Origin of the sequence: Bradyrhizobium yuanmingense, from assembly GCF_025200905.1 — a bacterium.
GTDB lineage: Bacteria > Pseudomonadota > Alphaproteobacteria > Rhizobiales > Xanthobacteraceae > Bradyrhizobium > Bradyrhizobium yuanmingense.
In genome coordinates this window covers 1,136,990-1,162,454 of sequence record NZ_CP104173.1, presented here as the reverse complement: position 1 = coordinate 1,162,454, position 25,465 = coordinate 1,136,990, and the positions used below count along the sequence as shown (strand labels likewise).

23 protein-coding genes are annotated in these 25,465 nt (G+C 64.4%); 9 read left to right on the top strand and 14 right to left on the bottom strand.

What is annotated here, in order from left to right; translation table 11 throughout:
* Window positions 1–79 precede the first annotated feature (79 nt).
* Window positions 80–571: an NUDIX domain-containing protein gene (locus tag N2605_RS05475; RefSeq protein WP_036013806.1), complete on the bottom strand. Its 492-nt coding sequence runs from the start codon at window positions 569–571 to the stop codon at window positions 80–82.
* Between the two features lie 108 nt (window positions 572–679).
* Between N2605_RS05475 and N2605_RS05470 the strand changes: the two genes are divergently transcribed.
* The gene (locus N2605_RS05470; protein ID WP_260347411.1) at window positions 680–1,564 is read left to right on the top strand and encodes a metallophosphoesterase family protein; all 885 of its coding nucleotides are present in this window, start codon (window positions 680–682) and stop codon (window positions 1,562–1,564) included.
* 105 nt (window positions 1,565–1,669) lie between these two features.
* Here the strand turns inward: N2605_RS05470 and N2605_RS05465 are convergent, their stop codons facing one another.
* From N2605_RS05465 to N2605_RS05455, 3 genes are all read right to left on the bottom strand, one after another.
* Window positions 1,670–2,224, bottom strand: coding sequence for a hypothetical protein (locus N2605_RS05465; protein WP_109145012.1), 555 nt, complete (start codon window positions 2,222–2,224; stop codon window positions 1,670–1,672).
* Between the two features lie 183 nt (window positions 2,225–2,407).
* On the bottom strand, window positions 2,408–2,617 hold the full coding sequence (locus N2605_RS05460; RefSeq protein WP_036013800.1) for a DUF4170 domain-containing protein: 210 nt from the start codon (window positions 2,615–2,617) through the stop codon (window positions 2,408–2,410).
* 70 nt (window positions 2,618–2,687) lie between these two features.
* Window positions 2,688–4,322 (bottom strand): isocitrate lyase, encoded by a 1,635-nt coding sequence (locus N2605_RS05455; protein WP_036013803.1) that lies wholly within the window; start codon window positions 4,320–4,322, stop codon window positions 2,688–2,690.
* A 225-nt stretch (window positions 4,323–4,547) separates the two neighbouring features.
* Here N2605_RS05455 and N2605_RS05450 point away from each other — a divergent pair, with 225 nt between their 5' ends.
* Window positions 4,548–5,993 (top strand): helix-turn-helix domain-containing protein, encoded by a 1,446-nt coding sequence (locus N2605_RS05450; RefSeq protein WP_036013804.1) that lies wholly within the window; start codon window positions 4,548–4,550, stop codon window positions 5,991–5,993.
* A gap of 164 nt (window positions 5,994–6,157) precedes the next feature.
* Here N2605_RS05450 and N2605_RS05445 read toward each other — a convergent pair whose 3' ends face one another.
* Complete coding sequence (locus tag N2605_RS05445) at window positions 6,158–6,451, bottom strand: hypothetical protein (protein WP_036013813.1); 294 nt, start codon at window positions 6,449–6,451, stop codon at window positions 6,158–6,160.
* 227 nt (window positions 6,452–6,678) lie between these two features.
* Here N2605_RS05445 and N2605_RS05440 point away from each other — a divergent pair, with 227 nt between their 5' ends.
* Together N2605_RS05440 and N2605_RS05435 are read left to right on the top strand one after the other, a co-directional pair.
* The gene (locus N2605_RS05440) at window positions 6,679–7,479 is read left to right on the top strand and encodes a hypothetical protein (RefSeq protein ID WP_260346008.1); all 801 of its coding nucleotides are present in this window, start codon (window positions 6,679–6,681) and stop codon (window positions 7,477–7,479) included.
* A 166-nt stretch (window positions 7,480–7,645) separates the two neighbouring features.
* Entirely contained in the window at window positions 7,646–7,996 is a 351-nt protein-coding gene (locus tag N2605_RS05435; protein WP_225127863.1) for a hypothetical protein, read from the top strand.
* Window positions 7,997–8,414: 418 nt separating this feature from the next.
* Here N2605_RS05435 and N2605_RS36360 read toward each other — a convergent pair whose 3' ends face one another.
* The 3 genes from N2605_RS36360 to htpX all read right to left on the bottom strand — a co-directional run bounded on the left by N2605_RS36360 (window position 8,415) and on the right by htpX (window position 10,735).
* A complete protein-coding gene (locus N2605_RS36360) occupies window positions 8,415–8,810 on the bottom strand; it encodes a DUF3551 domain-containing protein (RefSeq protein ID WP_311735357.1) in 396 nt (131 codons plus the stop codon).
* 209 nt (window positions 8,811–9,019) lie between these two features.
* Window positions 9,020–9,661, bottom strand: a complete 642-nt coding sequence (locus tag N2605_RS05425) for a tetratricopeptide repeat protein (protein WP_192893321.1) — start codon at window positions 9,659–9,661, stop codon at window positions 9,020–9,022.
* Window positions 9,662–9,796: 135 nt separating this feature from the next.
* Window positions 9,797–10,735 carry a zinc metalloprotease HtpX gene (gene htpX / locus N2605_RS05420; protein WP_225138005.1) on the bottom strand — a complete coding sequence of 313 codons (939 nt, stop codon included), beginning with the start codon at window positions 10,733–10,735 and terminating at the stop codon, window positions 9,797–9,799.
* A gap of 368 nt (window positions 10,736–11,103) precedes the next feature.
* Here htpX and N2605_RS05415 point away from each other — a divergent pair, with 368 nt between their 5' ends.
* A complete protein-coding gene (locus N2605_RS05415) occupies window positions 11,104–12,369 on the top strand; it encodes an HlyD family secretion protein (RefSeq protein WP_425248836.1) in 1,266 nt (421 codons plus the stop codon).
* Complete coding sequence (locus N2605_RS05410; RefSeq protein ID WP_074448122.1) at window positions 12,366–14,306, top strand: glycosyltransferase; 1,941 nt, start codon at window positions 12,366–12,368, stop codon at window positions 14,304–14,306. The genes N2605_RS05415 and N2605_RS05410 overlap by 4 nt, the downstream gene beginning before the upstream one ends.
* 39 nt (window positions 14,307–14,345) lie before the next feature.
* On the opposite strand, the gene N2605_RS05405 is transcribed toward N2605_RS05410, so the two are convergent.
* Window positions 14,346–16,670, bottom strand: coding sequence for an AI-2E family transporter (locus N2605_RS05405; RefSeq protein ID WP_225127864.1), 2,325 nt, complete (start codon window positions 16,668–16,670; stop codon window positions 14,346–14,348).
* A gap of 281 nt (window positions 16,671–16,951) precedes the next feature.
* Between N2605_RS05405 and N2605_RS05400 the strand changes: the two genes are divergently transcribed.
* The 3 genes from N2605_RS05400 (at window position 16,952) to N2605_RS05390 (ending at window position 20,142) form a co-directional block, all read left to right on the top strand.
* Window positions 16,952–18,247: a lytic murein transglycosylase gene (locus N2605_RS05400; RefSeq protein WP_109145014.1), complete on the top strand. Its 1,296-nt coding sequence runs from the start codon at window positions 16,952–16,954 to the stop codon at window positions 18,245–18,247.
* Window positions 18,248–18,358: 111 nt separating this feature from the next.
* Entirely contained in the window at window positions 18,359–18,862 is a 504-nt protein-coding gene (locus tag N2605_RS05395) for a DUF1993 domain-containing protein (protein WP_036013837.1), read from the top strand.
* Window positions 18,863–19,041: 179 nt separating this feature from the next.
* Window positions 19,042–20,142 (top strand): alkene reductase, encoded by a 1,101-nt coding sequence (locus N2605_RS05390; protein ID WP_225147884.1) that lies wholly within the window; start codon window positions 19,042–19,044, stop codon window positions 20,140–20,142.
* Between the two features lie 237 nt (window positions 20,143–20,379).
* Here N2605_RS05390 and N2605_RS05385 read toward each other — a convergent pair whose 3' ends face one another.
* From N2605_RS05385 to N2605_RS05365, 5 genes are all read right to left on the bottom strand, one after another.
* A complete protein-coding gene (locus tag N2605_RS05385) occupies window positions 20,380–22,122 on the bottom strand; it encodes an ABC transporter substrate-binding protein (RefSeq protein ID WP_036013842.1) in 1,743 nt (580 codons plus the stop codon).
* A gap of 130 nt (window positions 22,123–22,252) precedes the next feature.
* The gene (locus N2605_RS05380; RefSeq protein WP_036013844.1) at window positions 22,253–22,582 is read right to left on the bottom strand and encodes a DUF2160 domain-containing protein; all 330 of its coding nucleotides are present in this window, start codon (window positions 22,580–22,582) and stop codon (window positions 22,253–22,255) included.
* Between the two features lie 10 nt (window positions 22,583–22,592).
* Window positions 22,593–23,399, bottom strand: a complete 807-nt coding sequence (locus tag N2605_RS05375; protein WP_036013847.1) for a carbohydrate ABC transporter permease — start codon at window positions 23,397–23,399, stop codon at window positions 22,593–22,595.
* On the bottom strand, window positions 23,399–24,373 hold the full coding sequence (locus N2605_RS05370) for a carbohydrate ABC transporter permease (RefSeq protein WP_036013849.1): 975 nt from the start codon (window positions 24,371–24,373) through the stop codon (window positions 23,399–23,401). The genes N2605_RS05375 and N2605_RS05370 overlap by 1 nt, the downstream gene beginning before the upstream one ends.
* Window positions 24,373–25,458 carry an ABC transporter ATP-binding protein gene (locus N2605_RS05365; protein WP_036013850.1) on the bottom strand — a complete coding sequence of 362 codons (1,086 nt, stop codon included), beginning with the start codon at window positions 25,456–25,458 and terminating at the stop codon, window positions 24,373–24,375. Before N2605_RS05365 ends, N2605_RS05370 begins: the two co-directional genes overlap by 1 nt.
* Window positions 25,459–25,465: the final 7 nt, after the last annotated feature.

Below are 25,465 nucleotides of genomic sequence, written 5' to 3'. Positions count from 1 at the left end.
CACTCCGAGGCTTGTCGGCTCGCGCCCGAGCGGCGTGGCCTGCCGTGCGCGTCGAGCGGGTTACTAGCACAAGCCGCCCTCAGCGCCACGTCGCAATCACGGGCCTGCCATCGAGCACTTCGGCGATTCGCAGCCGCGTGCCGGGCGTGGTGCCCTCGGGCAATGCGGCATTGTCGAAGAACCCGCATTCGACGATCTCGCGGTTGGGCTCAGGGACGCGGTCCTGCCTGAACTGCCTGACCACGTAGACCGCGACGTGGTCGCGGCGGGAGACGTGGCTGTTGAGGAAGACGCCGTGCAGGATCGCCTCGCCGGTCAGATCGATGTCGCCCTCCTCCTTGAGCTCGCGCCGCAACGCCTCTTCCATGGTCTCGCCGAAATCGACGCCGCCGCCAGGCAAATACCAGCCGCTGACGTAGCTATGCCTGACCAGGAAGACACGATTGTCGGCATCCAGCACCACGGCACGGACGCCGAGCGTCATGCCGCGGACGAGCAGGAAATAGCCGTGCAAGAACCGCCGCAGCAGCGGCTCGGCTTTCCGTCGGGCTCGGTTCAGACGTTCTCCCATCAGGCTCCTTGACGCCCCCTGTTTCAGGCCCTGCTTGCGCGGGGCGCGCGACCTTGCCATTACAGCGGAGCAATAGCGAGGCATTCGCGCGCCATGACTCCCTCCACGCTGGCTCCCTTCACGCTCGCCCACCTTTCCGATCCGCATCTGGCGCCTTTGCCGAAGCCGCGGCTGATCGAGCTCGCGGGCAAGCGCGCGTTCGGCTATGTCAACTGGACGCGCAACCGCCACAAGTACCAGCGCCGCGAGGTGCTCGACGCGCTCGTCGCCGACATGAAGGCGCAGGCGCCCGACCACATCGCAGTGACGGGCGATCTCGTCAACCTGGCGCTTGAGGCGGAGTTCGCACCGGCGCTGGCCTGGCTCGAAAGCGTCGGCCCGCCCGACCGCGTGACCGCGATCCCCGGCAATCACGACGCCTATGTCAGCGCGACGCGTCATCGCTTCGGCGAGACGTTCCTGCACTACATCGCCGCGGACACACCCGGCGGCGCAGCCTTCCCCGCGGTGCGCCGGCGCGGGCCGCTTGCCCTGATCAGCCTGTCCACGGCGGTGCCGACCCTGCCGCTGATGGCAACCGGCACGCTCGGGCGCGATCAGCTCACCGCGCTTGCGGAGGTGCTCGAGCGGCTCGCCGCGGAAGACGTCTTCCGCGTGCTGCTGGTGCATCATCCGCTGAAGTCCAGCGCGCGGGCGAAGCGGATGACGGACGCGCCGGAATTGCTGGGACTGTTGAAGCGCCACGGCGTCGAGCTGGTCCTGCACGGGCACGACCACATTCATTCGACGATGTGGTTCGAGGGTCCGAACGGCAACATTCCCGCCCTCGGCGTGCCGTCGGCCTCCGCGCTGGCGCACGGACGTTATCCGGCGGCGGCGTACAATCTGTTCACCATCGAGAAGGACAATGCCGGCTGGCGCTGCGAGCAGACGGTGCGAAGCCTCGGGGCGGGGTTTCAGGTTGGGCAGATAAAGCATGTGCGGTTGATTTAGCCCCGGTCGTCATTGCGAGCGCAGCGAAGCAATCCAGGAATCTCCGCGGAGGCAATCTGGATTGCTTCGTCGCAAGGGCTCCTCGCAATGACGAAGGAGAGAGCCTCACCAGCTCCGCAAGACCGCAAGCACTGCCACCCCGAACAACGCCGCAGCGCCGAGCACGAAGCCGAACACGAACGGCCACAGGCGCGAGCGGCGCGGCGGCGCGGCGGCCGGGGCCTGCGGTTCGGGCGCGACCACCATCGCCCGCTCGCGCTCGACCATGCGGCGCGCGACATAGTCGGTGACGGCCTCGACGATCACGGCGGTGTCGTGCGATTCGGCGAGCACGATGCGGCCGAAGCGGGTGTCCTGGACGAAGCGGTACATCCGCTTGTCGCGGCCCATCACGATATGGGCGACGACGTCGATCCACAGCCGCGGCGTATCGCCCTGGCTGATGCCGCGGTCGAACAGGTCGATCTGATCAGGCACCTGCGCGAACAGGGGATCGAGCGCGTCGTTGAGGATCTCGAGCCGCGCCACCTCGGCGTCGCGCAAATCGACGACGACGCCGGTGCGGTCGGCCGCCTCGATCCGCGCGCGCAGCAGCGCATCGCGCAGCCGCACCGGGCCCGGCTGGCCGGGATGGGTCCCGCTGGTCTCAGGCTCTGACATTGTCGGCCTCGTCCTCGACTTATGCCATTAACCTATCAGCAACCAAACCCTCCGCAAAGACCTACAATTCCAGAGACTTACGGCGCCCACAGCTGGTTCACCTGTGCCAAAAACAGACGATCCCACCCAGGCAGGGCCTGGATGGGACCATCCGTCCTTGGACGTCTTCTTAAGTCGGGGCGATCAGGCCGAGACCCGCGAGGGCTCTTCCACGATCGAGAAGCGGACGCCGGCCTTGTGACGGCTTTCTTCCGAGACTTCCTTCCAGCACTCTTCGGCTTCCTTGCGGGTCTTGAACGGACCTTTGACCTGGGCCGAGCCTTCCACGAGCTTGTGGAAGTTCATCGAACCGAACTCGCCGCCGATCACCCAGAAATTGCTGCCTTTGGTCATTGTCAGTCTCCTGTTGAGGTGCGTGACCGGCCTGGACTCAACCTGGCTTCCAGACCGGTCCGATCCGCCGTTAGCCGAACTGGTTCATCGTGTTGTGGACGCCGCCCGCCTTCAGCGCAGCTTCGCCCGCGAAGTACTCCTTGTGGTCGTCGCCGATGTCGGAGCCGGCCATGTTCTGGTGCTTCACGCAGGCGATGCCCTGACGGATCTCGGCGCGCTGGACGTTCTTGACGTAGCCCAGCATGCCCTGCTCGCCGAAATACTCGCGGGCGAGATTGTCGGTCGAGAGCGCGGCCGTGTGATAGGTCGGCAGCGTGATCAGGTGGTGGAAGATGCCGGCGCGCTTGGCCGAATCCGCCTGGAAGGTACGGATGCGCTCGTCGGCTTCCTTCGCCAGCGGCGTGTCGTCGTACTCCGCCTTCATCAGCTCGGCACGGTTGTACTTGCTGACGTCCTGGCCCGCTTCCTTCATCGCGTCGTAGACCTGCCAACGGAAGTTGAGGGTCCAGTTGAACGACGGCGAGTTGTTGTAGGCGAGCTTGGCGTTCGGCACCACCTTGCGGATGCGGTCGACCATGCTGGCGATCTGCTCGATATGCGGCTTCTCGGTCTCGATCCAGAGCAGGTCGGCGCCGTTCTGCAGCGAGGTGATGCAATCGAGCACGCAGCGGTCTGCACCGGTGCCGGGGCGGAACTGGTAGAGGTTGGAGGGCAGCCGCTTCGGACGCATCAGCTTGCCGTTGCGGTTGATGATGACGTCGCCGTTCTTGGCGTTCTCCGCGGTGATTTCCTCGCAATCGAGGAAGCTGTTGTACTGGTCGCCGATGTCGCCGGGCTTGTGGCTGACCGCGATCTGCTGCGTCAGGCCGGCGCCGAGCGAGTCGGTGCGGGTCACGACGATGCCGTCTTCGACGCCGAGCTCGAGGAAGGCGTGGCGGCAGGCGCGGATCTTCGCCAGGAAGACGTCATGCGGCACCGTGACCTTGCCGTCCTGGTGGCCGCACTGCTTCTCGTCGGAGACCTGGTTCTCGATCTGAAGCGCGCAGGCGCCCGCCTCGATCATCTTCTTGGCGAGCAGATAGGTCGCCTCCGCGTTGCCGAAGCCGGCATCGATGTCGGCGATGACGGGGACGACATGGGTCTGGAAGTTGTCGATCTTCTCGATCAGCTCCTTCTCGCGAGTCTTGTCGCCTTCCTTGCGCGCCTTGTCGAGCAGACGGAAGATGTCGTTGAGCTCGCGCGAATCGGCCTGACGCAGGAAGGTGTAGAGCTCCTCGATCAGCGCCGGCACCGCGGTCTTCTCGTGCATGGACTGGTCGGGCAGCGGACCGAATTCGGAGCGCAGCGCCGCGATCATCCAGCCGGAGAGATAGAGGTAGGTGCGGTCGGTCTTGCCGCCGAAATGCTTCTTGACCGAGATCAGCTTCTGCTGGGCGATGAAGCCGTGCCAGCAGCCCAGCGACTGGGTGTACTTGGTGGGATCCTTGTCATAGGCGGCCATGTCGGCGCGCATCACGGCCGCGGTGTAGCGGGCGATGTCGAGGCCGGTCTTGAAACGGTTCTGCAGGCGCATGCGCGCGACGGCCTCGGCCGACACGCCGTTCCAGGTCGGCTGGGTCTCGAGGAGCGCCTGAGCCGCCTTGACTTCGTCCTGATACGAGGACGGACCCTGGAGGGTGCTGATACCGCGGGGCTGGTAATTCATGTGCCTGGTCCTTTCGATGATGGCGGCAGCCATCGACATTCTTGACAATGCATTGCGAGATGGGTGTCAGAAGCTAAACGCGAAAAGGAAAAGTTCGTACAGATGGCTTGTTTTTTATTGGTGATGTCATGTAACATCTGAACGTGTAATACATGTCACTTTGTAAAATCTGTAAAAATAATAGGTCAACTATTCTGACCTTGGTTGAGTCTGGAGATCTGAGACATGCCCGCCGATTCCGGCAAGAAACTCTTCGTCGGCCCGCGCTTCCGGCGAATCCGGCAGCAATTGGGGCTGTCGCAGACCCAGATCGCCGAGGGGCTCGGGATCTCGCCCAGCTATGTCAACCTGATCGAGCGCAACCAGCGCCCGGTCACGGCGCAGATCCTGCTGCGGCTGGCCGAGACCTATGACCTTGACCTGCGCGATCTCGCCACCGCGGACGAGGACCGCTTCTTCGCCGAGCTGAACGAGATCTTCTCCGATCCCCTGTTCCGGCAGATCGACGTGCCCAAGCAGGAGCTGCGCGACCTCGCCGAGCTCTGCCCCGGCGTCACCCATGCGCTGCAGCGGCTCTACGCGGCCTATACCGAGGCGCGTCAGGGCGAGACCCTGGCCGCGGCGCAGATGGCCGACCGCGACGTCGGCACGCGCTTTGAAGCCAATCCGGTCGAGCGCGTGCGCGAGCTGATCGAGGCCAACCGCAACTATTTTCCGGAGCTGGAGCAGGCGGCGGAAAATCTGCGCGACGAGTTGAACGAGCCCGCCGAAGGGCTGTATGCCGCGCTGATAACGCGCTTGCGCGAGAAGCACTCGATCCAGACCCGCATCATGCCGGTCGACGTGATGCGCGAGACGCTCCGCCGATTCGACCGCCACCGCCGGCAGCTGCTGATCTCGGAGCTGGTCGATCCGCCCGGCCGCGCATTCCAGCTCGCCTTCCAGCTGGGCTTAGCGGAATGCGCGCAGGCGCTGGAGACCATCATCGGCCGGGCCGGCCCGCTGGACGATGCGCCGCGGCGGCTGTTCCGGATCACGCTCGGCAATTACTTCGCGGCCGCCGTGATGATGCCCTACCCGGCGTTCCTCGCGGCCGCCGAAGCGCTGAACTACGACATCCACGTGCTGGCACAGCGCTTCAATTCCGGCTTCGAGCAGGTCTGCCACCGCCTCACCACGCTGCAGCGACCGAATGCGCGCGGCATTCCGTTCTTCCTCTTGCGCGTCGACAATGCCGGCAACGTCTCCAAGCGTTTCTCCTCCGGCACCTTCCCGTTCTCGAAATTCGGCGGCACGTGTCCGCTCTGGAATGTGCATTCGACCTTCGACACGCCGGATCGCCTGCTCAAGCAGGTGATCGAGCTGCCCGACGGCACGCGCTATTTCTCGATCGCGCAGATGGTGCGCCGCCCCGTGGCGCCGCATCCGCTGCCGCAGCCGCGCTTTGCCATCGGCCTCGGCTGCGAGATCCGCCACGCCGCCCGCCTGACCTACGCCACCGGCATGGACCTGGAGAAGGCCGAGGGCACCCCGATCGGCGTCAACTGTCGCCTCTGCGAGCGCGAGAACTGCGCCCAGCGCGCCGAGCCGCCGATCACACGCACGTTGATCCTGGACGAGACGACGCGGCGGGTGTCGAGCTTTGCGTTCTCGAATGCAAGGGAGTTGTGAGGGCATGTTCTCCCTCTCCCCGCTTGCGGCGAGAGGGTCGGGGTGAGGGGGACTCTCCGCGAGGACGGTACAAGTTGGACTCGCGGAGAGTCCCCCACCCGGAATTCAAGCTGTGCTTGAATTCCGGCCTCTCCCCGCAAGCGGGGAGAGGCGAAGCCCCCCGCTCACGCCAGCGTATGCACAATCACCGGTCCCGCCACGGCGCGGGCGTCGCCGGCGAGCAGCGGGCCGAGATCCTTCTCGATCCAGGCGATGGCGCGCTTGTTCGCTTCCTCGGCCTGCTCGAACTTGTCGAAGATCGAGATCGCGGTGACCGTGTCGTCGCCGCCATAGACGACGTAATAGGCGCGGAAACCGTCGACGTCGCTGATGATGGGAACGGCGCCGTCCTTGATGCGGCGCGTCAGCTCTTCCGCGCTCCCGCTTTTTGCCTTGGCCTGACGGATGGCGGCATACATGGCATCCTCCCCTTCCGGCTATGATGTGAGGGCCTCGAGCCCGGGCGGATGTTACGCCGAAGCGCGCAGCCGATCCACGCTTGGTTAACCCGACCCTAATCCGCCCGCGCGATCTGCAACCAACGGTTAAGCACGCCTCAACATCAGTGCCTTAGTCTCGCCGCACTCACTTTTCGCAAACAAGGGCGGCCTAATCTGCCGGGCGAAGTGACATCAGGGGGTTCACCATGCGCATTGCGTTGCTGCTGACCGCGACCATCGTCGGCGCGCTATTCGCCAGTCCAACCATCGCCGGGTCGCTCGATGCCGGCGCGGCGCAGCCGCTGCCGCCGGGCTTCCAGAGCTACCGCGGCTACATGTTCGACATCTCCGAGAACCGCGACCGCAAGGACGTCGACAAGCTCACCGAGAACCTGAAGAGCCAGATCGACGTCGTCGAAGGCGTCGGCCTCTCCCCGCGCGTGCTGCGCTTCTTCCACACCGTTCCGATCGTCGCGAGCGAACTCGCCTGCCTCGACGAAGGCGCCGCCACCGCCTGCTACGGCCGGGTCACGCCGGACATGCAGCGCACCGCGCCCCGGACCCTGACGGTCTGGGACCCCGCCAAGCAGCGCTGGACCAATCCCAATGCCGTCGACCTCGCGGTCGATTCGGGCCTCGGCGTGATCATGCTGCGGCCGGACATGATGCGCTACGAGAAGGAGGCCGTGCTGCTGCACGAGATGCTGCACGCCTTCCACGCGCGGCTGCTGCCGGACGGCTACGCCAACAAGGGCGTGATCACCTTCTACGCCCTCGCCAAGTCCAAAGACCTCTTGCCCAAGGAATCCTATGCGATGAAGAATCCCATGGAGTTCTTTGCGGTGACCGCCAGCATCTTCCTGGCCGGCAAGAGCGAATTCCACGATCCGAAGTCGCGCGAGGCGCTTAAGGAGAAGATGCCGGACTATTACAAATATCTGGTCGGCGTGTTCGGCTTCGACCCCGAGCCGGCGGCCTCGAACGGCCCGGTCGCCTCGCTGAAATGAGCGGACGGCGCCAAGCCAAGCCAAAGAGCCGCGCGAACAGCGCGGCTTTTTTGTTTCGCACGCTCGGTAAGCTGCGGATGACGCACAGCCGGGAATTGCCAAGCCGGGGTCCGATCTGCATAGTCCCGCCCGCATCGATACCGTTTTTCGAAGGGGATGAGAGACCATGGCGGAAGCCGACCTGGATGTCGTGATCCGGCAACTGGCCAGACAGCTGCATGCGGGCCTGATGACCCGTGCCAAGGAGCGGCGGGATCGCTTCAACAGCCTTGCGGCCAAGGCCAAGGGCAAGGAGACCGGCGAGCGCTTCAAGATGATGGCCAAGGCCACCATGGAGCAGGCGACTGCAGCCGCCAAGCGCCTGCAGATGTCCGCCGATAACGTCGCCGACAGCTACGCGCGGTCGATGCGCCTCGCCGCCAGCACGCCTGTTACGGTGAAAGCGGAGAAGAAGGCAAAGGACGAGAAGCCGGCGAAGAAGGCCGCAAAGAAAGCCAAAGCGAAAAAGAAGACGTAGTCGTTGCACCCAGGGCTATCGCATATGACTTGCGGCGGCGGCCTGCGCACGCGCCTCGTCCTTCGAGACGGCGCTGACGCGCCTCCTCAGGATGAGGCTAATCAGCATCGGTGCTCGTTGAAACTGCTGCCGCGCATTCCGCCCTCATCCTGAGGAGCCCGCCAAAGCGGGCGTCTCGAAGGATGGCCGCAAGGAAAAACTCCCAAATGCGATAGCCCTGCCGTTGAACCGATCGCCGCTACGGGATTGGCGATCTGGAGGCTCGCCGACCTATCTCCCAATCATCTCCGGCTTGATCGGATCGCCGCGTTGCGCGTTGGCGACGCGCTCCCTCGCGGCCGCCGCAATCGGGCCGGCCGCGACCTCAACGATTCCTCCGCCCCAGGCATGGGCTGGTCGAACAGTCGAGCGACATCCCTCACATGTATTGCCTCACACTTTGGAGAAAGCGCTCTTTCTCGCCAGGCGCGTAACCTTGGGATGCCCCATAATAAGGTTCATTGAACTGATTATAGGGTACCGCCCGGTACTGGACCGGCGGCCTCGGTGGCGCGTAGGTCTGGCGATGATGCCGCCGAGCGTTTCCTCTCGCCGGAGGACCGGCGTAGTAGGGATTGAGGACGCACATCTGGCCGTTTGCCGACGCCCTGCATTGGTCCATCGTCGTGAAGCTGCATCGGTAGTATGGCGTCATTCCGCGAGAAACGACGTTCAAGCAAACGGGAAAAGCCGGGTCATATCTTTGGGCCCGAGCCTGCCCCGCTGTCAGAGCGATACTCAGGGTCAGAATCGTCAAAGCCCATTTGCTGCACATTGGAAGCTCCTCCAGGGGCGCACGACATGGATGCACTCTGGACCCTGCCAGTATTGATCCAACTCAATACTAGTTGAACTGGTTCATACGCGCAGCAGACAGCCGCGACAGTCTCGCTTTCCGCATCTCTCACCGATCTCGCCGCTATGCGGCAAGCCACCTGTCCTAAAGACGTGAGAGGGTGCCGCCGCAAATGCCGCGCCAGATCCTCATCTTCGCGGCGCGGCCACCAGTGTCGGCTCGGCGCTGGCGAGTTCCGCGAGCTTGGCGCGCGCGGCCTCTCGCGCGCGACCGTCCTTGCCGGCGGGCAGCGCCAGCGCGGCCTCGAAATCGGCGCGGGCGTCGTCCGTCTGGCCGCGGGCGAGGAACGCAAGGCCGCGGTCGAGACGGGCCTGCGCATCGGTGGGGTCGAGGCGGACCGCCGTGCTGTAGCTCAGGATGGCGCGGTCGAGATCGCCCATTGCGGCGAGCGCGAGACCGCGCTGGTGATAAGGTGCCGCGCGCTTGGGATCGTGCGCGATCGCCTCGTCGTAATCCGCAATGGCAAGCTCGAAGTCGCCGTTCTGCCGGCGCGCCAGCGCCCGGTCGCGATAGAGCGAAGCGCGGTTGGGATTGAGGTGGATGGCCTCGTCGAAATCGGCGATCGCCCGCTTGAAGTCGCCGTGACGCAGCGCGATCCGTCCACGTCCCGCATAGGCGAAGGCGATCAGCGAGCCGCGCAGCGGCGAGAAGCCGATCACGGCCGAGCAGATGTCGGGATCATCCTCGTCGCCGCAATTGACGACCATGTGCGTGGACAAGCCGACGAGCACGCAAAGGACGATCAGCAATGGTACGGCAATTCTGGTCATCTTCGACGGTGGCCGGCAGCGCGCCAGCCACCCATCCCCTTTCGAAGGAATGGTCACGCCGAGGAGTTAACACTGGTTGGGGACCCCCCTGTGTGCGCCAGATCACAAAGCCAGACGCAATCCTTGCCGGCTCCGTCAGCCCCAGGGACTACGACGTGAGGAGGAGCGGCCCCACGGCCCGCGCGGTGGATAGTTCTCGTTGGCGCCGACCGACGGCGCCGCGCGCGCGCCGAGCTCGGCCGCCAGTTGCTGGAGCGCGGCGACGCGGTTCTGCGTCGAGGGGTGGGTGGCGAACAGATTGTCCACCCCGTGGCCCGACAGCGGATTGATGATGAACATGTGCGCGGTCGCAGGGTTTCGCTCGGCCTCGTAGTTCGGGACCTGGTGCGCGGCGCCCTCGATCTTCACCAGCGCAGAGGCCAGCCACATCGGCTGTCCCACGATGCGCGCACCGAGATTGTCGGCGGCATATTCGCGGGTCCGGCTGATCGCCATCTGCACCAGCATGGCACCGAGCGGAGCAAGGATCATCAAGAGGATCGAGCCGACGATGCCCGGACCGTTGTTGTTGTCGCGATTGCCACCGAAGAACATGCCGAACTGCGCCAGCATCGAGATCGCGCCGGCGATGGTCGCGGTGATCGTCATCAGCAGCGTGTCGTGATGCTTGATGTGCGCGAGCTCGTGCGCAATCACGCCGGCGAGCTCCTCGCGGCTGAGCTGGTTCATCAGACCGGTGGTGACGGCGACCGCGGCGTTTTCCGGATTGCGGCCGGTGGCGAACGCGTTGGGCTGGATCTCATCCATCACGAACACGCGCGGCATCGGCAGGCCGGCACGGCCCGCAAGCTCGGCGACGAGGCCGACCAGCTCCGGCGCGGTCGAACGATCGACCTCATGGGCGCCGTACATCGACAGCACCATGCGGTCGGAGTTCCAGTAGGTGAAGAGGTTGGTTGCGGCGGCAATGACGAGCGCGATCATGGCGCCCGAGGCGCCTCCGATCAGATAGCCGACGCCCATGAACAGGGCGGTCAGGCCAGCGAGCAGCATTGCGGTACGAAAATAGTTCATGGCCGTCTCCTGGGGCGGCCGCGGGCGAACCTCTGGCCGGCACCTTCGAAGTATGAATGCGGCCGCTGGCTGCAAGGTTCGTGCGTCGTGGAGCCGCAGACGCCAGCGGCACCAGCCAGCCTTTCCGCCGCCACTAAAGCTTGACCGGGATTTGCGCAAAAACACACGCGGAGGCTTAGCAACCTGGAAAGCGCAATTTCCGCATAACTCGCGGTAACCGGGCACGCGGCATTGGCCTTGTGCATTGACCGGGTTCCCGTTGGCCTCCCGTCAGCAAGGTGACCGCCATGGTAGACCGCTCGAGCGCCGCCTCCGTCGCCCCCTCATCCGCCCCCTCTCCTCACGACGCCAGAACTGATGCGAAGGGTTTGCAAGACTCCCTGCACGAGCACCTCTTCACCAATGACGAGTCCGACCATGCTTCCACGACGCAGAGCGGGCAAGAATCGGGACGCCGCTGGCCGTATTTGCGGCGCGGAGCCAAGGTCGCGATCGGGCTCGCCATCGTCGCCGTGTTCGGCTGGCTGCCGCTGCGCGCGATCTGGGAAAATTCGAGCGTCGAAGCCGTGCTAAATTCCCGCCTCGTCACCTTGCGCACCCCGATCGGTGGCCGCGTCGCGGCCGCCCAGCGCGCCACTGACCAAGCCAAGCTCGAAGCCGGGACCGTCGTCCTGCGCGTCTTCAACTCGCGCGGCGATCGCACGCGGCTCGACGATCTCCGGCGGCAGAAATCGCGCCTGGAGAACGAACGGCCGAGCCTTGCGGCGAAGCTCGCTTCGGCGCAGGCGGCACAAAAGGATCTGGCGCGGCAGGCCGCGCTGTTTCGCGACGGACGCGTGCTCCAGCTCGAGGCCCGCATCGCGGAGATCCAGACCTCGATCGAGGCGGCGGCGGCGCGGCGGGACGAGGCCAGTGCCGCCGTCGAGCGCGCCTCCTCACTGGCAAAATCGGGCAATGTCTCGACCGTCGAACTGGCACGTCTGACGCGCGAGCTCTCCGTGTCGCAACAGACCGAGCTCGGTGCGCGCAAGCGGCTGGACGCGGCCAAGGTCGAGCTCGCCGCGGCACGGAACGGATCCTTCCTCGGCGACAGCTACAACGACCGGCCAAGCTCGGTTCAGCGCGAGGAAGAGATGCGCCAGCGTGCCGGCGACCTCGAGGCCGATCTCGCGCGCACCGACACGGAGATCGCCTGGCTCGCCAACGAGATCATCGTCGAGGAGGTTCGGTTCGCGGATCTCACCGAAGCCAACATTACGACACCCGTCGCAGGCCGCGTCTGGGAAATGATGACATCGCCGGGCGAGGACGTGCAGGCTGGCCAGCCGTTGCTCAAAGTGCTCGATTGCAGCGGCGCCGTGATCACCGCCAATGTCACCGAGAACGTCTACAACCGCCTGCAGCTCGGCGACCACGCGACGTTCGAGCCCAATGACGGCGGCGAGCCGATCTCCGGCACCGTGGTCAACCTGACCGGCGCTGCCGGTGCGCCGGCCAATCTCGCCATCAATCCGGATGCGCTGAGCAAGGAGCCCTATCGTGTGACCGTGGCCTCGCGCGATGCCGCAGCTCGCGCCTGCACGGTCGGCCGCACCGGCCGCGTGGTGTTTGCGCGGCACGAGACCGCACCGTGACGGCGGCGCTGACGCCCGGCCTGATCGCGCTCGGCGCCTTCATGGCGATCGTACCCCTGCTGAGGCGCGACAGCACGATGGCACGCTCGTTCCTGGCCATTGTCTCGGTGACCTTGCTGCTGCGCTATCTCTATTGGCGGATCATGTCGACGCTTCCGCCGCCGCGCCTGACCGTCGATGCCGTGATCGGCTACCCCTTCATGCTGCTGGAGGCGGCCTCGCTCGTCGCGGTCGCGTTGTCGCTGCTGTTCCTGAGCCGGACGCGCGACCGCACCGGCGCAGCGAAGGTCGACGGCCGCACCACCGATCCGGGCGCACCGCTGATCGACGTCTTCATCTGCACCTACAATGAGGAACGAGGGATCCTCGAGCGTACGATCATCGGCGCGACGGGCATGGACTACGGCAATTACCGCGTCTGGGTGCTCGACGACGGAAGACGGCCCTGGCTGCGGCGGCTGTCCGGCGAGCTCGGCTGCCACTATCTGACGCGGCCCGACAACCAGCACGCCAAAGCAGGCAACATCAATCACGCACTGAGGCATGTCGGGGCGCTGCCGGAGCGGCCGCAGTTCGTCGCCATTCTCGATGCGGACTTCGTGCCGCGGCCCGATTTCCTTGCGCGCACCGTCTCGCTCATGGACGATGCGTCGGTCGGCGTGGTCCAGACCCCGCAGCACTTCATCAATCCCGACCCGATCCAGACCAACCTCGCCGCGACCGACGTCTGGCCCGACGAGCAGCGCTTCTTCTTCGACATCCTGCTGCCGGCCAAGGACGCCTGGGGCGTCGCGTTCTGCTGCGGCACCTCCTCCCTCATCCGCTATTCCGGACTGATGCGGATCGGCGGCTTTCCGACCGATTCGGTGACGGAGGACTATCTCGTCACGCTGCGCCTCAAGGAGCGCGGACTCAATACGATCTATCTCAACGAGCGCCTGACGATCGGGCTCGCGCCGGAAGGGCTGAAGGAATACATCACCCAGCGCGCCCGCTGGTGCCTCGGCTTGATGCAGATCGTGCGCGGCCGCAGCGGACCGCTCTCGCGGGACTCGAAGCTGCCCTTCATCGACCGCCTCTCGCTGGCCGACGCCTTCATGAGTTGGTCGGCGGTCTACACCTCGAAAGTGGCGGGCCTTGTGGTGCCCTGGCTGTTCCTGCTGTTCGGCATCCAGGCGGTGCGGGCCGATCTGAGCGAGCTGTTGCGGGTCTTTCTGCCCTTCTATGTCTGGAACGGCCTCAGCATGGCCTGGCTTTCGCGCGGCCGCTCGCTCGCAATGATGACTGATGTCTCCCAACTGATTGCCGCGCCTGCCGTGCTCAAGGCGGTGGCGACCGGCCTGTTGAAGCCGAAGGGACACAAGTTCAAGGTCACCGCGAAAGGCGGCGACCGCGACCGACGCTTCGTCGAATGGCCGCTGCTGCGCATCTACGGCTGTGCACTTTTCATCACGCTCGCATCCATCGCCTATGCCTTCATCCTGCAGCAGCGCGGCGAGAACATCGCCTATGGCGGACTGGCGCTGGCCTGGAGCTTCTACAACGCGTTCATTCTCACCGTGGTCTGCTTCGTCTGCATCGAGCAGCCGCGCAAGCGCAAGGCGGAGCGCTTCAATCGCAACGAGCCGGTGCTGCTGCGCCAGGACGGCAGGTCGCATCTGGCGCGGCTCGCCGATATCTCCATCACCGGTGCGCGGCTAATCGATCCCGATCCGCCGGCGCCTGGGAGCACCATCGAGTGCCAAATCTACGGCCGCTCGATCGCGGCCATCGTGGTGCGGCGGACCATTGATGGATTTGCCGTGCGGTTCGCGGAAGGCATGGACACGCGCGTGCATGCAATCAGGGCGTTCTATGCCGGCGAATATGTTCGGGCCTATCGGGGCGTCAGGGCGCTCCCGGTCGGTAAGGCGCTGCTGATGCGGCTGTTCGGCTAGCGCCACGCACTGTTAGCGGCAAGGTCGGCTTCCTCGCCGCTAGGGGGCGGGATGCACCTCTCTCGAGCTATCCGACTCGACGCCTGTGGCCACTCGAGCGCTCTGGATATCGATCATCAATTGCTTCGCCATCTCCTGCAGGCGGTCACGATCCCGGTCGGTGAACTCACGCGGCTGAGTATCGATGACACAAAGGCAGCCTACAACATGACCGGATGAAGTCCGGAGCGGGACCCCCGCGTAGAAGCGAATGCCTCGCTCCAGCACATGCGGATCGTCGGCGAAGCGCGGGTCTTCGGTCACATCCTCCGAAACCAGCATATCGCCTGCAGCGATCACATGCGCGTCGAGGGAGCCCTCGTGATTGCTCGGCAGACCTGCTTGAACTTCTTGGGCGCGGGCTTCAACGGCGGTTAGCTGAATATGATCGACCAATGTCACCAGCGCGATCGGAACGTTGAACGCTTGCGCGACCTTTCTGGAGGCCTCATCCAGGTCCTGGCGTTTCGAGGCGTCCAAGCCAAGTCCGCGCAGCGCGGCGAGCTGCGCACGTTCGGCGTCGGCCGTGAGCTGGGGCGTATCGCCGAGAGCTGCCGCGCGACCGACCCATGCTTCAACCTGCTCGACGCATGTTTGGAGAGAGGCGAATGCCGCGTCGGCCGCCATCTGGGTCTTGAGCTCTCCCGTCTGTTCCGTTCCGGCGATCAAATTCCAGCAGCAGGCGGCAAGCTTCACCTGTGGAGCCCGACGGCGCAGGCGACGAAAGACATAGCGGGCGTAGACCTGCGGCTGCGGGTGAAAGTAGGACAGGCACACCACGTCGACCCCCTGGAGATCGAGTTGCTCCAATGCTCCCCGACTGACCGCGATCGGCGGCAAGACCTTGGCGCCGATGGTGCGCTCCTCGAGCACCTGCGCGAGCATCTCCGCCGCTGCATGATCGAGCTCCGTGCGTCCAGCGAGACAGAGGACGCATGGTCGCTGCGCAGTGTGATTTCCCTCGTCCACTGCATTCGCTTTTTCGCGGATATGGTCATCAACCTCCCGGACAACCGAGATAGCCGTATCCGCAACGAGACGCCGGTAATTGGTGTCGATGCCGCTGCGCTGACGATCATTCTCCGCCAGGCGCAGCGCCGGAATTCCGACGTTGTCGTACAGCTCGCGTGAGGAACACTCGTCGACATAGTTCTCGGCGAACTCAACCGCCTCCTCCAGGTTGCCAGCCAATAACCGCTGGTAGAGTTGCTCCTCCGGCGCGAGCACAGGGTCGCTGCCGAGCAGAACGCCCAAGAACTCCAACTGCGGGACGTAGCGCCCCATGACGACGAGGCAGACGGTCAAAGGCGTCGCCAGAAACAGCCCGACGGGTCCCCAGAGCATCGTCCAGAAGATCGCGGCGATGATAATTGCGAGGGACGACAGCCCGGTGCTGGATCCGTAGAGCCAAGGCTCGACAACATTGTTGCTGACGAGTTCAGCCGTAACGAACAAACCGACGACCCAGAACAGCATCGTCCAGCCTGGATCGACGGCGATGGCCAGGGCAACGGGAAATATAGCAGCCAGGAAAGGACCGAGGTAGGGAATGAATCGAAGTACCGCTGCGAGCAAGCCCCAAAGAATCGCGTTCGGCACGCCAACAAAGTAGAGTGCAACACCGATCGGCACGCCGTAAGTCAGATTGACAACAAGCTGCATCAGCAGATAGCGGCTGACCCGCGAGGCAGCATCGTTGATGGCCTGAGTACTCTTCTGAAGGTCACCGGCTCCGGCTAACTTGATGAATCGGTCGCGCAGGTCTTCGCGCTCGAGCAGCACGAAGATCACGAAAATGACGACCAGCCCGGAAGTCGCAAGCGGTGCCAGCAATGGACCTATGACCGATCGAATGAGCTCCAGCGGTCTCGGCTGTGGCGGCTCCACCCGCACGGTGACAGGCTCCCGACTCTCACTACCGGTGCCAAGCCGGGAGGATGCTGCCGCCGACTTTTTCTCATCTCCCGAGATCTCTCTGCCGAGATCCTGCATCGTCGTGGTAACGGCGTCGACGACCCCGCCGCCCGGCGCGGAGCTTTGCAACGAGCGGATCTTCTCGGTGATGGTGGTCTGATAATTGGGAAGGTTGCTGGCGAGTTGGACCAGTTGGCGCCCAACGACCAAGGCGACCCCTGCGACGACGATGAAGGCAATGGAAACGGCAATTAGCACCGCTGCAATGCGGGGCACTTTCCAACGTCTCAGCCAATTGACCAAGGGCGTGAGAACGAAGCTCAGCAGGATCGCAAGGGCAAAAGGAACGAAGATTTCCCGGCCGAGATAGAGGGCTCCGATGGCTAGGACGATGCCGCCGGCCGTGAGCATGGGCGAGGTTGCGGCTCGCACGGCCGGTGTTCGTTGCGTCGACGCCGGAGGCAACTCGGCCACAGATCGAGCCTTTCCGTAACGGTTTCGACAGGTCAACCCCGATTCGGCGGGATTGATCCAACCGAGCCGATGGCTTGATTTCTGAATACATGCCCCTGCGCACCAAGGCGGGCGACCTATCGTCCTCTAGATCAGGTGCAGGGTGGGGATGGCCTGGGGCGGCCGCTTCCCCTAAACTTCGGCCGAATCCACGCCTGCCCTTCCCCGCCGGAACCCCCATGGTCCAGACCCGATTTCCGATCGCGGCCCTCGCGCTTATCGCATGCACGGCCACGGCATCCGCCCAAATGCTTCCGCCTCCTGCCAAGCCCGCAGTGCCGAAGGCCCCCTCGCCGCGCGGGGCCTCGTGCCACAATGGCGCGAGCTTCGATCGCTTCCTGACCGAGGTGAAGCAACAGGCGGTGGCCGCCGGCGTGTCGCAGCGCACGATCGCGGAGGCATCGCCCTATCTCGTCTACGACCAGGGCATCGTCAACCGCGACCGCGGCCAGCGCGTGTTCGGACAGCTCTTCACCGAATTCGCCGGCCGCATGGCCGCGGCCTATCGCATGCAGAACGGGCAGCAGCACATCAAGCAATACGCCGCGGCGTTTGCGCGCGCGGAAAAGGAATACGGCGTGCCGCCCGCGGTGATCGCCGCGTTCTGGGGCCTCGAGAGCGATTTCGGTGCCAACATGGGCAATTTGCCGACGCTGAAATCGCTGGTGTCGCTCGCCTATGATTGCCGCCGTTCGGAGATGTTCGTGAACGAGACCATCGCGGCGCTGAAGATCATCGACCGCGGCGATCTGCATCCCGACGAGATGATCGGCTCCTGGGCCGGCGAGCTCGGCCAGACCCAATTCCTGCCCGTGCACTACGTCAACTACGCGGTCGACTTTGACGGCGACGGACGGCGCGACCTGTTGCGCTCGCCGGCCGACGTGATCGGCTCGACCGCGAACTACATCGCAAACGGATTGAAGTGGCGGCGCGGCGAGCCGTGGCTCGAGGAGATCAAGGTGCCGCCGAACCTGCCGTGGGAGAAGACCGATCTCACGGTACGCGAGCCGCGCTCGACATGGGCGCAACTGGGCGTCACCTATCCCGACGGCCGGCCCTTGCCGAACGACAATCTCGCAGCCTCCGTGCTGCTGCCGATGGGACGCTTCGGGCCGGCCTTCATGGCCTATCCGAATTTCGCGGCCTACACCGAGTGGAACAACTCGCTGATCTACGCGACCACCGCGGGCTATCTCGCCTCGCGCATCGCCGGGGCCGCGCCGATGCGCAAGCCGGCTGCGCCGGTCGCGCAGCTGCCGTTCAACGAGCTCAAGGAATTGCAGCAGCTCTTGGTGCGCGCCGGCTTCAACGTCGGCAAGGTCGACGGTGTGCTGGGGCAGCAGAGCCGCGCCGCGGTGAAGGCGACGCAGATCAAGTACGGCCTGCCGGCGGATTCTTGGCCGACCGCCGAGCTGCTTGCGCGCATGCGCGGCGGCACGGCGCAGGTCCTGCCCCAGACGACGGTGCGGTAGAATTTTCGCATCGCACAAGCGGCTTTCCGCGATTGCAATTTTCCATGAGGCTCCCATGTGAGTGGCTCAGGTTTTCTCCTGAGATTTCCCACCCTTTGAAGCGAGCATCACATGTCCTTCTACGACGCCGTCGTCCCCGCCTATTTGCAGATGCTGAACAGCGTGACCGGGCTGCTCACCAAAGCTGAGGCGCATTGCGCGGCCAGGAAGATCGATCCCAGCGTCCTGCTCGGCTCGCGCCTCTTCCCGGACATGCTGCCGCTGTCGCGGCAGATCCAGCTGGTCAGCGACTATCCGACCAGAGGCTGTGCGCGGCTGACGCATAGCGAGGTCCCCTCGACGCCGGACACCGAAACGAGCTTTGCGGAGTTGAAGCAGCGGCTGGCGAAAACGATCGACTATGTCAAATCCTTCAAGCCCGAGCAGTTTGAGGGCGCCGACGCCAAGGACGTCACCTTTCCGATCGGCCCCGGCAAGACCATCACCATGACGGGACAGCAATTCCTGAGCTCGTTCTCGCTGCCGAACCTCTATTTCCACGCGGCGATCGCCCACGGCATCTTGCGTCACAACGGCGTCGAGATCGGCAAGCGCGATTTCCTCGGCGCGAACTGATTTGTGAAATCGCACGGCCGCGACAGTGGGATTTCGCTGTCGCAGCCGACATTGCACATGAACTATGCTACGCGCGCCCTGCCGCGTAGCTCGCCTGCACTTTCCGTATGGCTCATCCCTTGCGCCCGATGTCGCGATGCACAATTGTTCGAGATCTCTCACCGCCCGGAAGCATTCCCATGAGCCGTTCGACCAAATTGTTTGAGACCTACAAGCTCGGCCCGATCACGCTGGCCAACCGCCTGGTCATGGCGCCGCTGACGCGCAACCGCGCCGTACCCGGCACCTTCGTGCCCGGTCCGCTCGCCGCCGATTATTACGCCCAGCGTGCATCCGCGGGCCTGCTGATCACCGAGGCGAGCCAGGTCTCGCAACAAGGTCAGGGCTACCAGGACACGCCCGGCATCTATAGCAAGGAGCAGGTCGCCGGCTGGCGCAAGGTCACCGACAAGGTGCATGAACGCGGCGGCAAGATCTTCATCCAGCTCTGGCATGTCGGCCGCATCTCGCATGTCGATCTGCAGGCGAATGGCGCAGCCCCGGTGGCACCGAGCGCGATCCGAGCCAAGGGCAAGACCTTCGTCAACGGCGGCTTCGCCGACGTCTCCGAGCCGCGCGCGCTCGAGCTCTCCGAGATTCCCGGGATCATCGACGACTTCAAGCGCGCCACGAAGAACGCACTGGAAGCCGGCTTCGACGGCGTCGAAATCCACGGCGCCAACGGCTATCTGCTCGAGCAGTTCGCCAAGGACGGCGCCAACAAGCGCACTGATGCCTATGGCGGCTCGATCGAGAACCGCGCGAAGCTGATGCTGGAGGTCTCCAAGGCCGTCGTCGCCGAGGCCGGCGCCGGGCGCACCGGCATCCGCATCTCGCCGGTGACGCCGGCCAACGACATCTCGGATTCCAACCCGCAGGCCCTTTACGATCACATCGTCGACGGCCTCAGCGCGTTGAAGCTGGTCTATCTCCACGTGGTCGAGGGCGCCACCGGCGGGCCGCGCGACATCGCGCCGTTCGACTATGCATCGTTGCGCAACCGCTTCTCGGGCGCCTACGTCGCCAACAACGGCTACGATTTCGAGTTGGCCAGCAAGGTGCTGGACGCGAACGCCGCCGACCTCATCGCCTTCGGCAAGCCGTTCATCTCCAATCCCGACCTCGTCGAGCGGCTGAAGCAGGGAGCGGCGCTGAACGACTGGGACAAGAACACCTTCTACGGCGGCGGCGCCAAGGGCTACACGGATTACCCGACGCTGGCGGCCGAGCCGGCGGAGTAGGTTCTTCTCCACACATGACGCTGTCATGCCCGGCGAAGGCGGGGCATCCAGTACGCCGCGGCTTCTCGGTTCAACCACGACCGTCTCTGGAATACTGGATTGCCCGCCCCTGTGCGCAATTGCGCACTAGGCGGGCAATGACCCCGAGGGTGTGAAAAACCCTCGCACCACAACGACAAAACAAAAAGGCCGGGATCGCTCCCGGCCTTTCGTGTTTGATATCGCTCTAAGCGCCGCTTACTTCACTTCCGCGCGCTTGGGCGGAGTGGCGGGCCACGACTTGATCAGGGTGTCGTAGTCCACCGTCTCGCCCTTCGGCTTCTCGTTGGCGAGCTTGCGCTGCGGCGCGATGGTGCCGTCCTTCTGGGCCTTGGCGAACCAGTACTCGGCCGACTCCTTCTTGTGCAGCTTCGGACCGCAGGCGCCCTGCACGCCGGACTTCTCCAGACGCTCCAGCACGGAGTCCTGGGCCGCCGCGAGAGCATCCATCGCCTGCTGCGGCGTCTTCGCACCGGACGACGCATCGCCGATGTTCTGCCACCACAGCTGCGCGAGCTTCGGATAGTCGGGCACGTTGTTGCCGGTCGGGGTCCACTGCACGCGCGCGGGCGAGCGGTAGAACTCGATCAGGCCGCCGAGCTTCGGCGCACGCTCGGTGAACGACTTGTCCCAGATGTCGGATTCACGGATGAAGGTGAGACCGACATGGCTCTTCTTCAAGCTCACCGACTTGGAGACGATGAACTGGAGATAGAGCCAGGCTGCCTTGCGGCGATCCGGCGGAGTCGACTTCAGCAGCGTGGCGGAGCCAGCGTCCTGGTAGCCGAGCTTCATGCCTTCCTTCCAATAGGAGCCGTGCGGCGACGGAGCCATACGCCACTTCGGCGTACCGTCCGCATTCACCACCGGCAGACCCGGCTTCACCATGTCGGCAGTGAAGGCGGTGTACCAGAACATCTGCTGGGCGATGTTGCCCTGCGACGGCACGGGGCCGGACTCGGAGAAGGTCATGCCCTGCGCCTGCGGCGGGGCGTACTTCTTCATCCAGTCGAGATACTTCGTGATCGAGTAGACTGCGGCCGGACCATTGGTGTCGCCGCCACGCTCCACCGAAGAGCCGACCGGGCGGCAGCCCTCCATCCGGATGCCCCATTCGTCGACCGGCAGACCGTTCGGAATGCCCTTGTCACCGTTGCCGGCCATCGACAGCCAAGCGTCGGTGAAGCGCCATCCGAGCGAGGGGTCCTTCTTGCCATAGTCCATATGGCCGTAGACCTTGACGCCGTTGATCTCCTTGATGTCGTTGGTGAAGAACTCGGCGATGTCTTCATAAGCCGACCAGTTCACGGGCACGCCGAGCTCGTAGCCATACTTGGCCTTGAACTTGGCCTTGTAGTCGGCATTGGTGAACCAGTCGTAGCGGAACCAGTAGAGGTTCGCGAACTGCTGGTCGGGCAGCTGGTAGAGCTTGCCGTCCGGCCCGGTGCCGAACGACTTGCCGATGAAGTCGTTGACGTCGAGCATGGGGTTGGTGACGTCCTTGCCCTCGCCGGTCATGTAGTCCGACAGCGCAATGGTCTGGCCGTAGCGGAAATGCGTGCCGATCAGGTCGGAGTCGTTGATCCAGCCGTCATAGACGTTCTTGCCCGATTGCATCTGGGTCTGGAGCTTCTCGACGACGTCACCTTCCTGGATGAGATCGTGCTTGAGCTTGATGCCGGTGAGCTCGGAGAATGCCTTGGCGAGCGTCTGCGCCTCGTATTCATGAGTCGTGATCGTCTCGGAGACGACGTTGATCTCCATGCCCTTGAACGGCTCGGCGGCCTTGGCGAACCACTCCAGCTCCTTCTTCTGGTCCTCCTTCGACAACGTCGAAGGCGTGAATTCCGCGATCCATTTCTGGATCACGGCCTCGTCGGCGGCTCGAACCGGCGCCGAGACGGCGAACGACACCGCGATGATCGCAGCGGCGCTGGACATGGTCAGAAAACTATTCTTGGTCAATGGACCTTTCCTTCTCCTAAACTGTCGCATGTTGTTCCTCCGTTGCAGCGACAAACTTTTATACAGGCCCGGGTTGGTCCCGGATCTGGCCGTCCCTTCGCAAGCTTCAGACCGTGCGGAAAATGAGCGCGGCCGTGACCAGCGAAATTCCTGATGCGAGCCACAGGCTCGAGATTTCAAACCCCTCCTCGCCGATAGGCAGCGTAGCGATCGCGTCGGTGCCGACGAGGCCGATCCACGCGAGGTGGATGACGGCGGCCGCAATCAGCGAGATGAACAGGCGGTCGCCGCGCGTGGTCGGGATGCGCAGCACGCCGACACGCTCGGCCTCGGGATAGACCGCGGCGAGCCAGGTCATCACGAGAAGCGTGCAGGCGAGCGCGGCGAAGAAGATCGCGGTCGGCAGCGTCCAGGCCATCCATGCGATGGATTCCATTGATGCCTCCTCAGACGCGGCCGAGCGCGAAACCGCGCGCGATGTAGTTGCGGACGAACCAGATCACCAGCGCGCCCGGAATAATGGTGAGCACCCCGGCGGCGGCGAGCAGGCCCCAATCCATGCCGGCCGCCGACACCGTACGCGTCATGATCGCTGCGATCGGCTTGGCATGCACCGACGTCAGCGTGCGCGCGAGCAAGAGCTCGACCCAGGAGAACATGAAGCAGAAGAAGGCGGCGACGCCGATGCCGCTCGCGATCAGCGGCACCAGGATCTTGATGAAGAAGCGCGGGAAGGAATAGCCGTCGAGGAACGCGGTCTCGTCGATCTCGCGCGGCACGCCGGAGACGAAGCCTTCGAGGATCCACACCGCGAGCGGCACGTTGAAGATGCAGTGCGCGAGCGCGACGGCCCAGGGGGTGTCGAACAGGCCGATCGCCGAATAGAGATTGAAGAACGGCAGCGCATAGACCGCCGCCGGCGCCATGCGGTTCGACAACAGCCAGAAGAATAAATGCTTGTCACCGAGGAAACGGTAGCGCGAGAAGGCGTAAGCCGCCGGCAGCGCCACGGCGATCGAGATGATGGTGTTGAGGACGACGTATTCGAGCGAATTGATGTAGCCCGAATACCAGCTCTCGTCGGTGAAGATGCGCTTGTAGTGCTGCAGCGTCGGAGTGTGCGGCCACAGCGTCATCGTCGAGACGATCTCGCTGTTGGTCTTGAAGCTCATGTTGACGAGCCAGTAGATCGGCAGCAGCAGGAAGATCAGGAACAGCCCCATGATGAGGCGACGGCCGGGGATCGAATGCATCAGGCCACTCCTTCCCTTGGCTCGAGTGCGGGCACGGGCTTGAGCGCGGCCGCGGGCTTGGGCTCCGCCGCCGGCTCGCTCGAAGCCTGGACTTTGCGTTCGACACCGGCATTGGTCATGACGGTGTAGAAGATCCAGCAGACGATCAGGATGATGAGGTTGTAGACCAGCGACAGCGCCGCGGCCTTGCCGAGGTCGAACTGGCCGAGCGCAATCTTGACCAGCTCGATCGACACGAAGGTGGTGGAATTGCCGGGCCCGCCACCGGTGACGACGAACGGCTCGGTGTAGATCATGAAGCTGTCCATGAAGCGCAGCAGCACCGCGATCAAGAGCACGCGGTTCATCTTCGGCAGCTGGATCGCCTTGAACACGGCCCAGCGCGAGGCGCCGTCGATCTGCGCGGCCTGGTAATAGGCTTCGGGGATCGACTTCAGGCCGGCATAGCACAGCAGCGCGACGAGGCTGGTCCAGTGCCAGACGTCCATCACGATGACCGTGAACCAGGCATCGATGTCGTTGGAGACGTAATTGTAATCGAAGCCCATGGCATTGAGGACGTAGCCGAGCAGGCCGATGTCGGGACGCCCGAAGATCTGCCAGATGGTGCCGACCACGTTCCAGGGGATCAGCAGCGGCAGCGCGAGAATGACGAGGCAGGCCGCGACGGTCCAGCCCTCGCGCGGCATCGACAACGCAACGACGATGCCGAGCGGCACCTCGATGGCCAGGATAACGAGCGAGAAGAACAGGTTGCGGCCGAGCGAAGCGAGGAAGCGGCCGCCGAGGTCAGTGGAGGGATCGAGCAGCTCCTTGAACCAGCCCACGCCGTTCCAGAAGAACTGGTTGTTGCCGAAGGTGTCCTGCATCGAATAGTTCACCACCGTCATCAGCGGCAGCACCGCCGAGAAGGCGACGACCAGGAACACCGGCAGCACCAGGAACCAGGCTTTTTGGTTGACGGTCTTGTCCATCAGGCGGCTCCCTCCACCAGAAGGCTGTCGGCATAGACGTGGACGTGCGACGGATCGAATTTCAGCCCGGCGGTACCGTCCGCGCTGGTGAAGCCACCAGGAGCGCGCGCCGCGAGCTTGGCGTCGACGACGCGCACGCGCGCGAAGCGGATGCGGCCGAGATCGTCGATGCGCTCGATCCTGGCGGTGAGCAGGCCAGGTGCGGGCGCGACCACCTCGACGAATTCGGGACGGACGCCGATCTCGATCTTCGCCCCTGCAGGCAGGTTGTCGTAGCTGCGGTTCAGCGCGATGACGTGGCCGTCGATCCTGGCCTCGCGCCCCCTCACCTCGGCCGGCAGGATGTTCATGCCGGGCGAACCGATGAAATAGCCGACGAACGTATGCGCCGGCTTGTCGAACAGCTCGGCCGGCGTGCCGCTCTGCACCACGCGACCGTCATGCATGACCACGACGGTGTCGGCGAAGGTCAGCGCCTCGGTCTGGTCATGGGTGACATAGATCATCGTGAGGTCGAGCTCGCGATGCAGCGCCTTCAGCTTGGAGCGGAGCTGCCATTTCAGCTCGGGATCGATCACCGTCAGCGGCTCGTCGAACAGCACGGCGGCAACGTCGTTGCGCACGAGACCGCGGCCGAGCGAGATCTTCTGCTTGGCGTCGGCGGTCAGGCGCGTGGCCTTGCGGTTCAGATAGGGCTCGAGATCGAGCAGGCGACCGATCTCGGCGACGCGCCTGTCAATGTCGGCCTTCGGCACGCCGCGATTCTTCAGCGGAAACGCCAGGTTCTCCCCCACCGTCATGGTGTCGTAGATCACCGGAAACTGGAACACCTGCGCGATGTTGCGCTTCTGGGTTGACAGCGGTGTGATGTCCTTGCCGTCGAACAGGATCTTCCCCCGCGACGGCGTGATGATGCCGGAGATGACGTTCAGCAGCGTGGTCTTGCCGCAGCCGGAGGGGCCGAGCAGCGCATAGGCGCCGCCCTGCCGCCAGGTCATGGTGACAGGCTTGAGCGCAAAGCTCTCCTGCGGCGCATCGTTGCCGCCGTAGGAATGGGCGAGATCGACGAGGTCAATGCGGGCCATGGCGCAT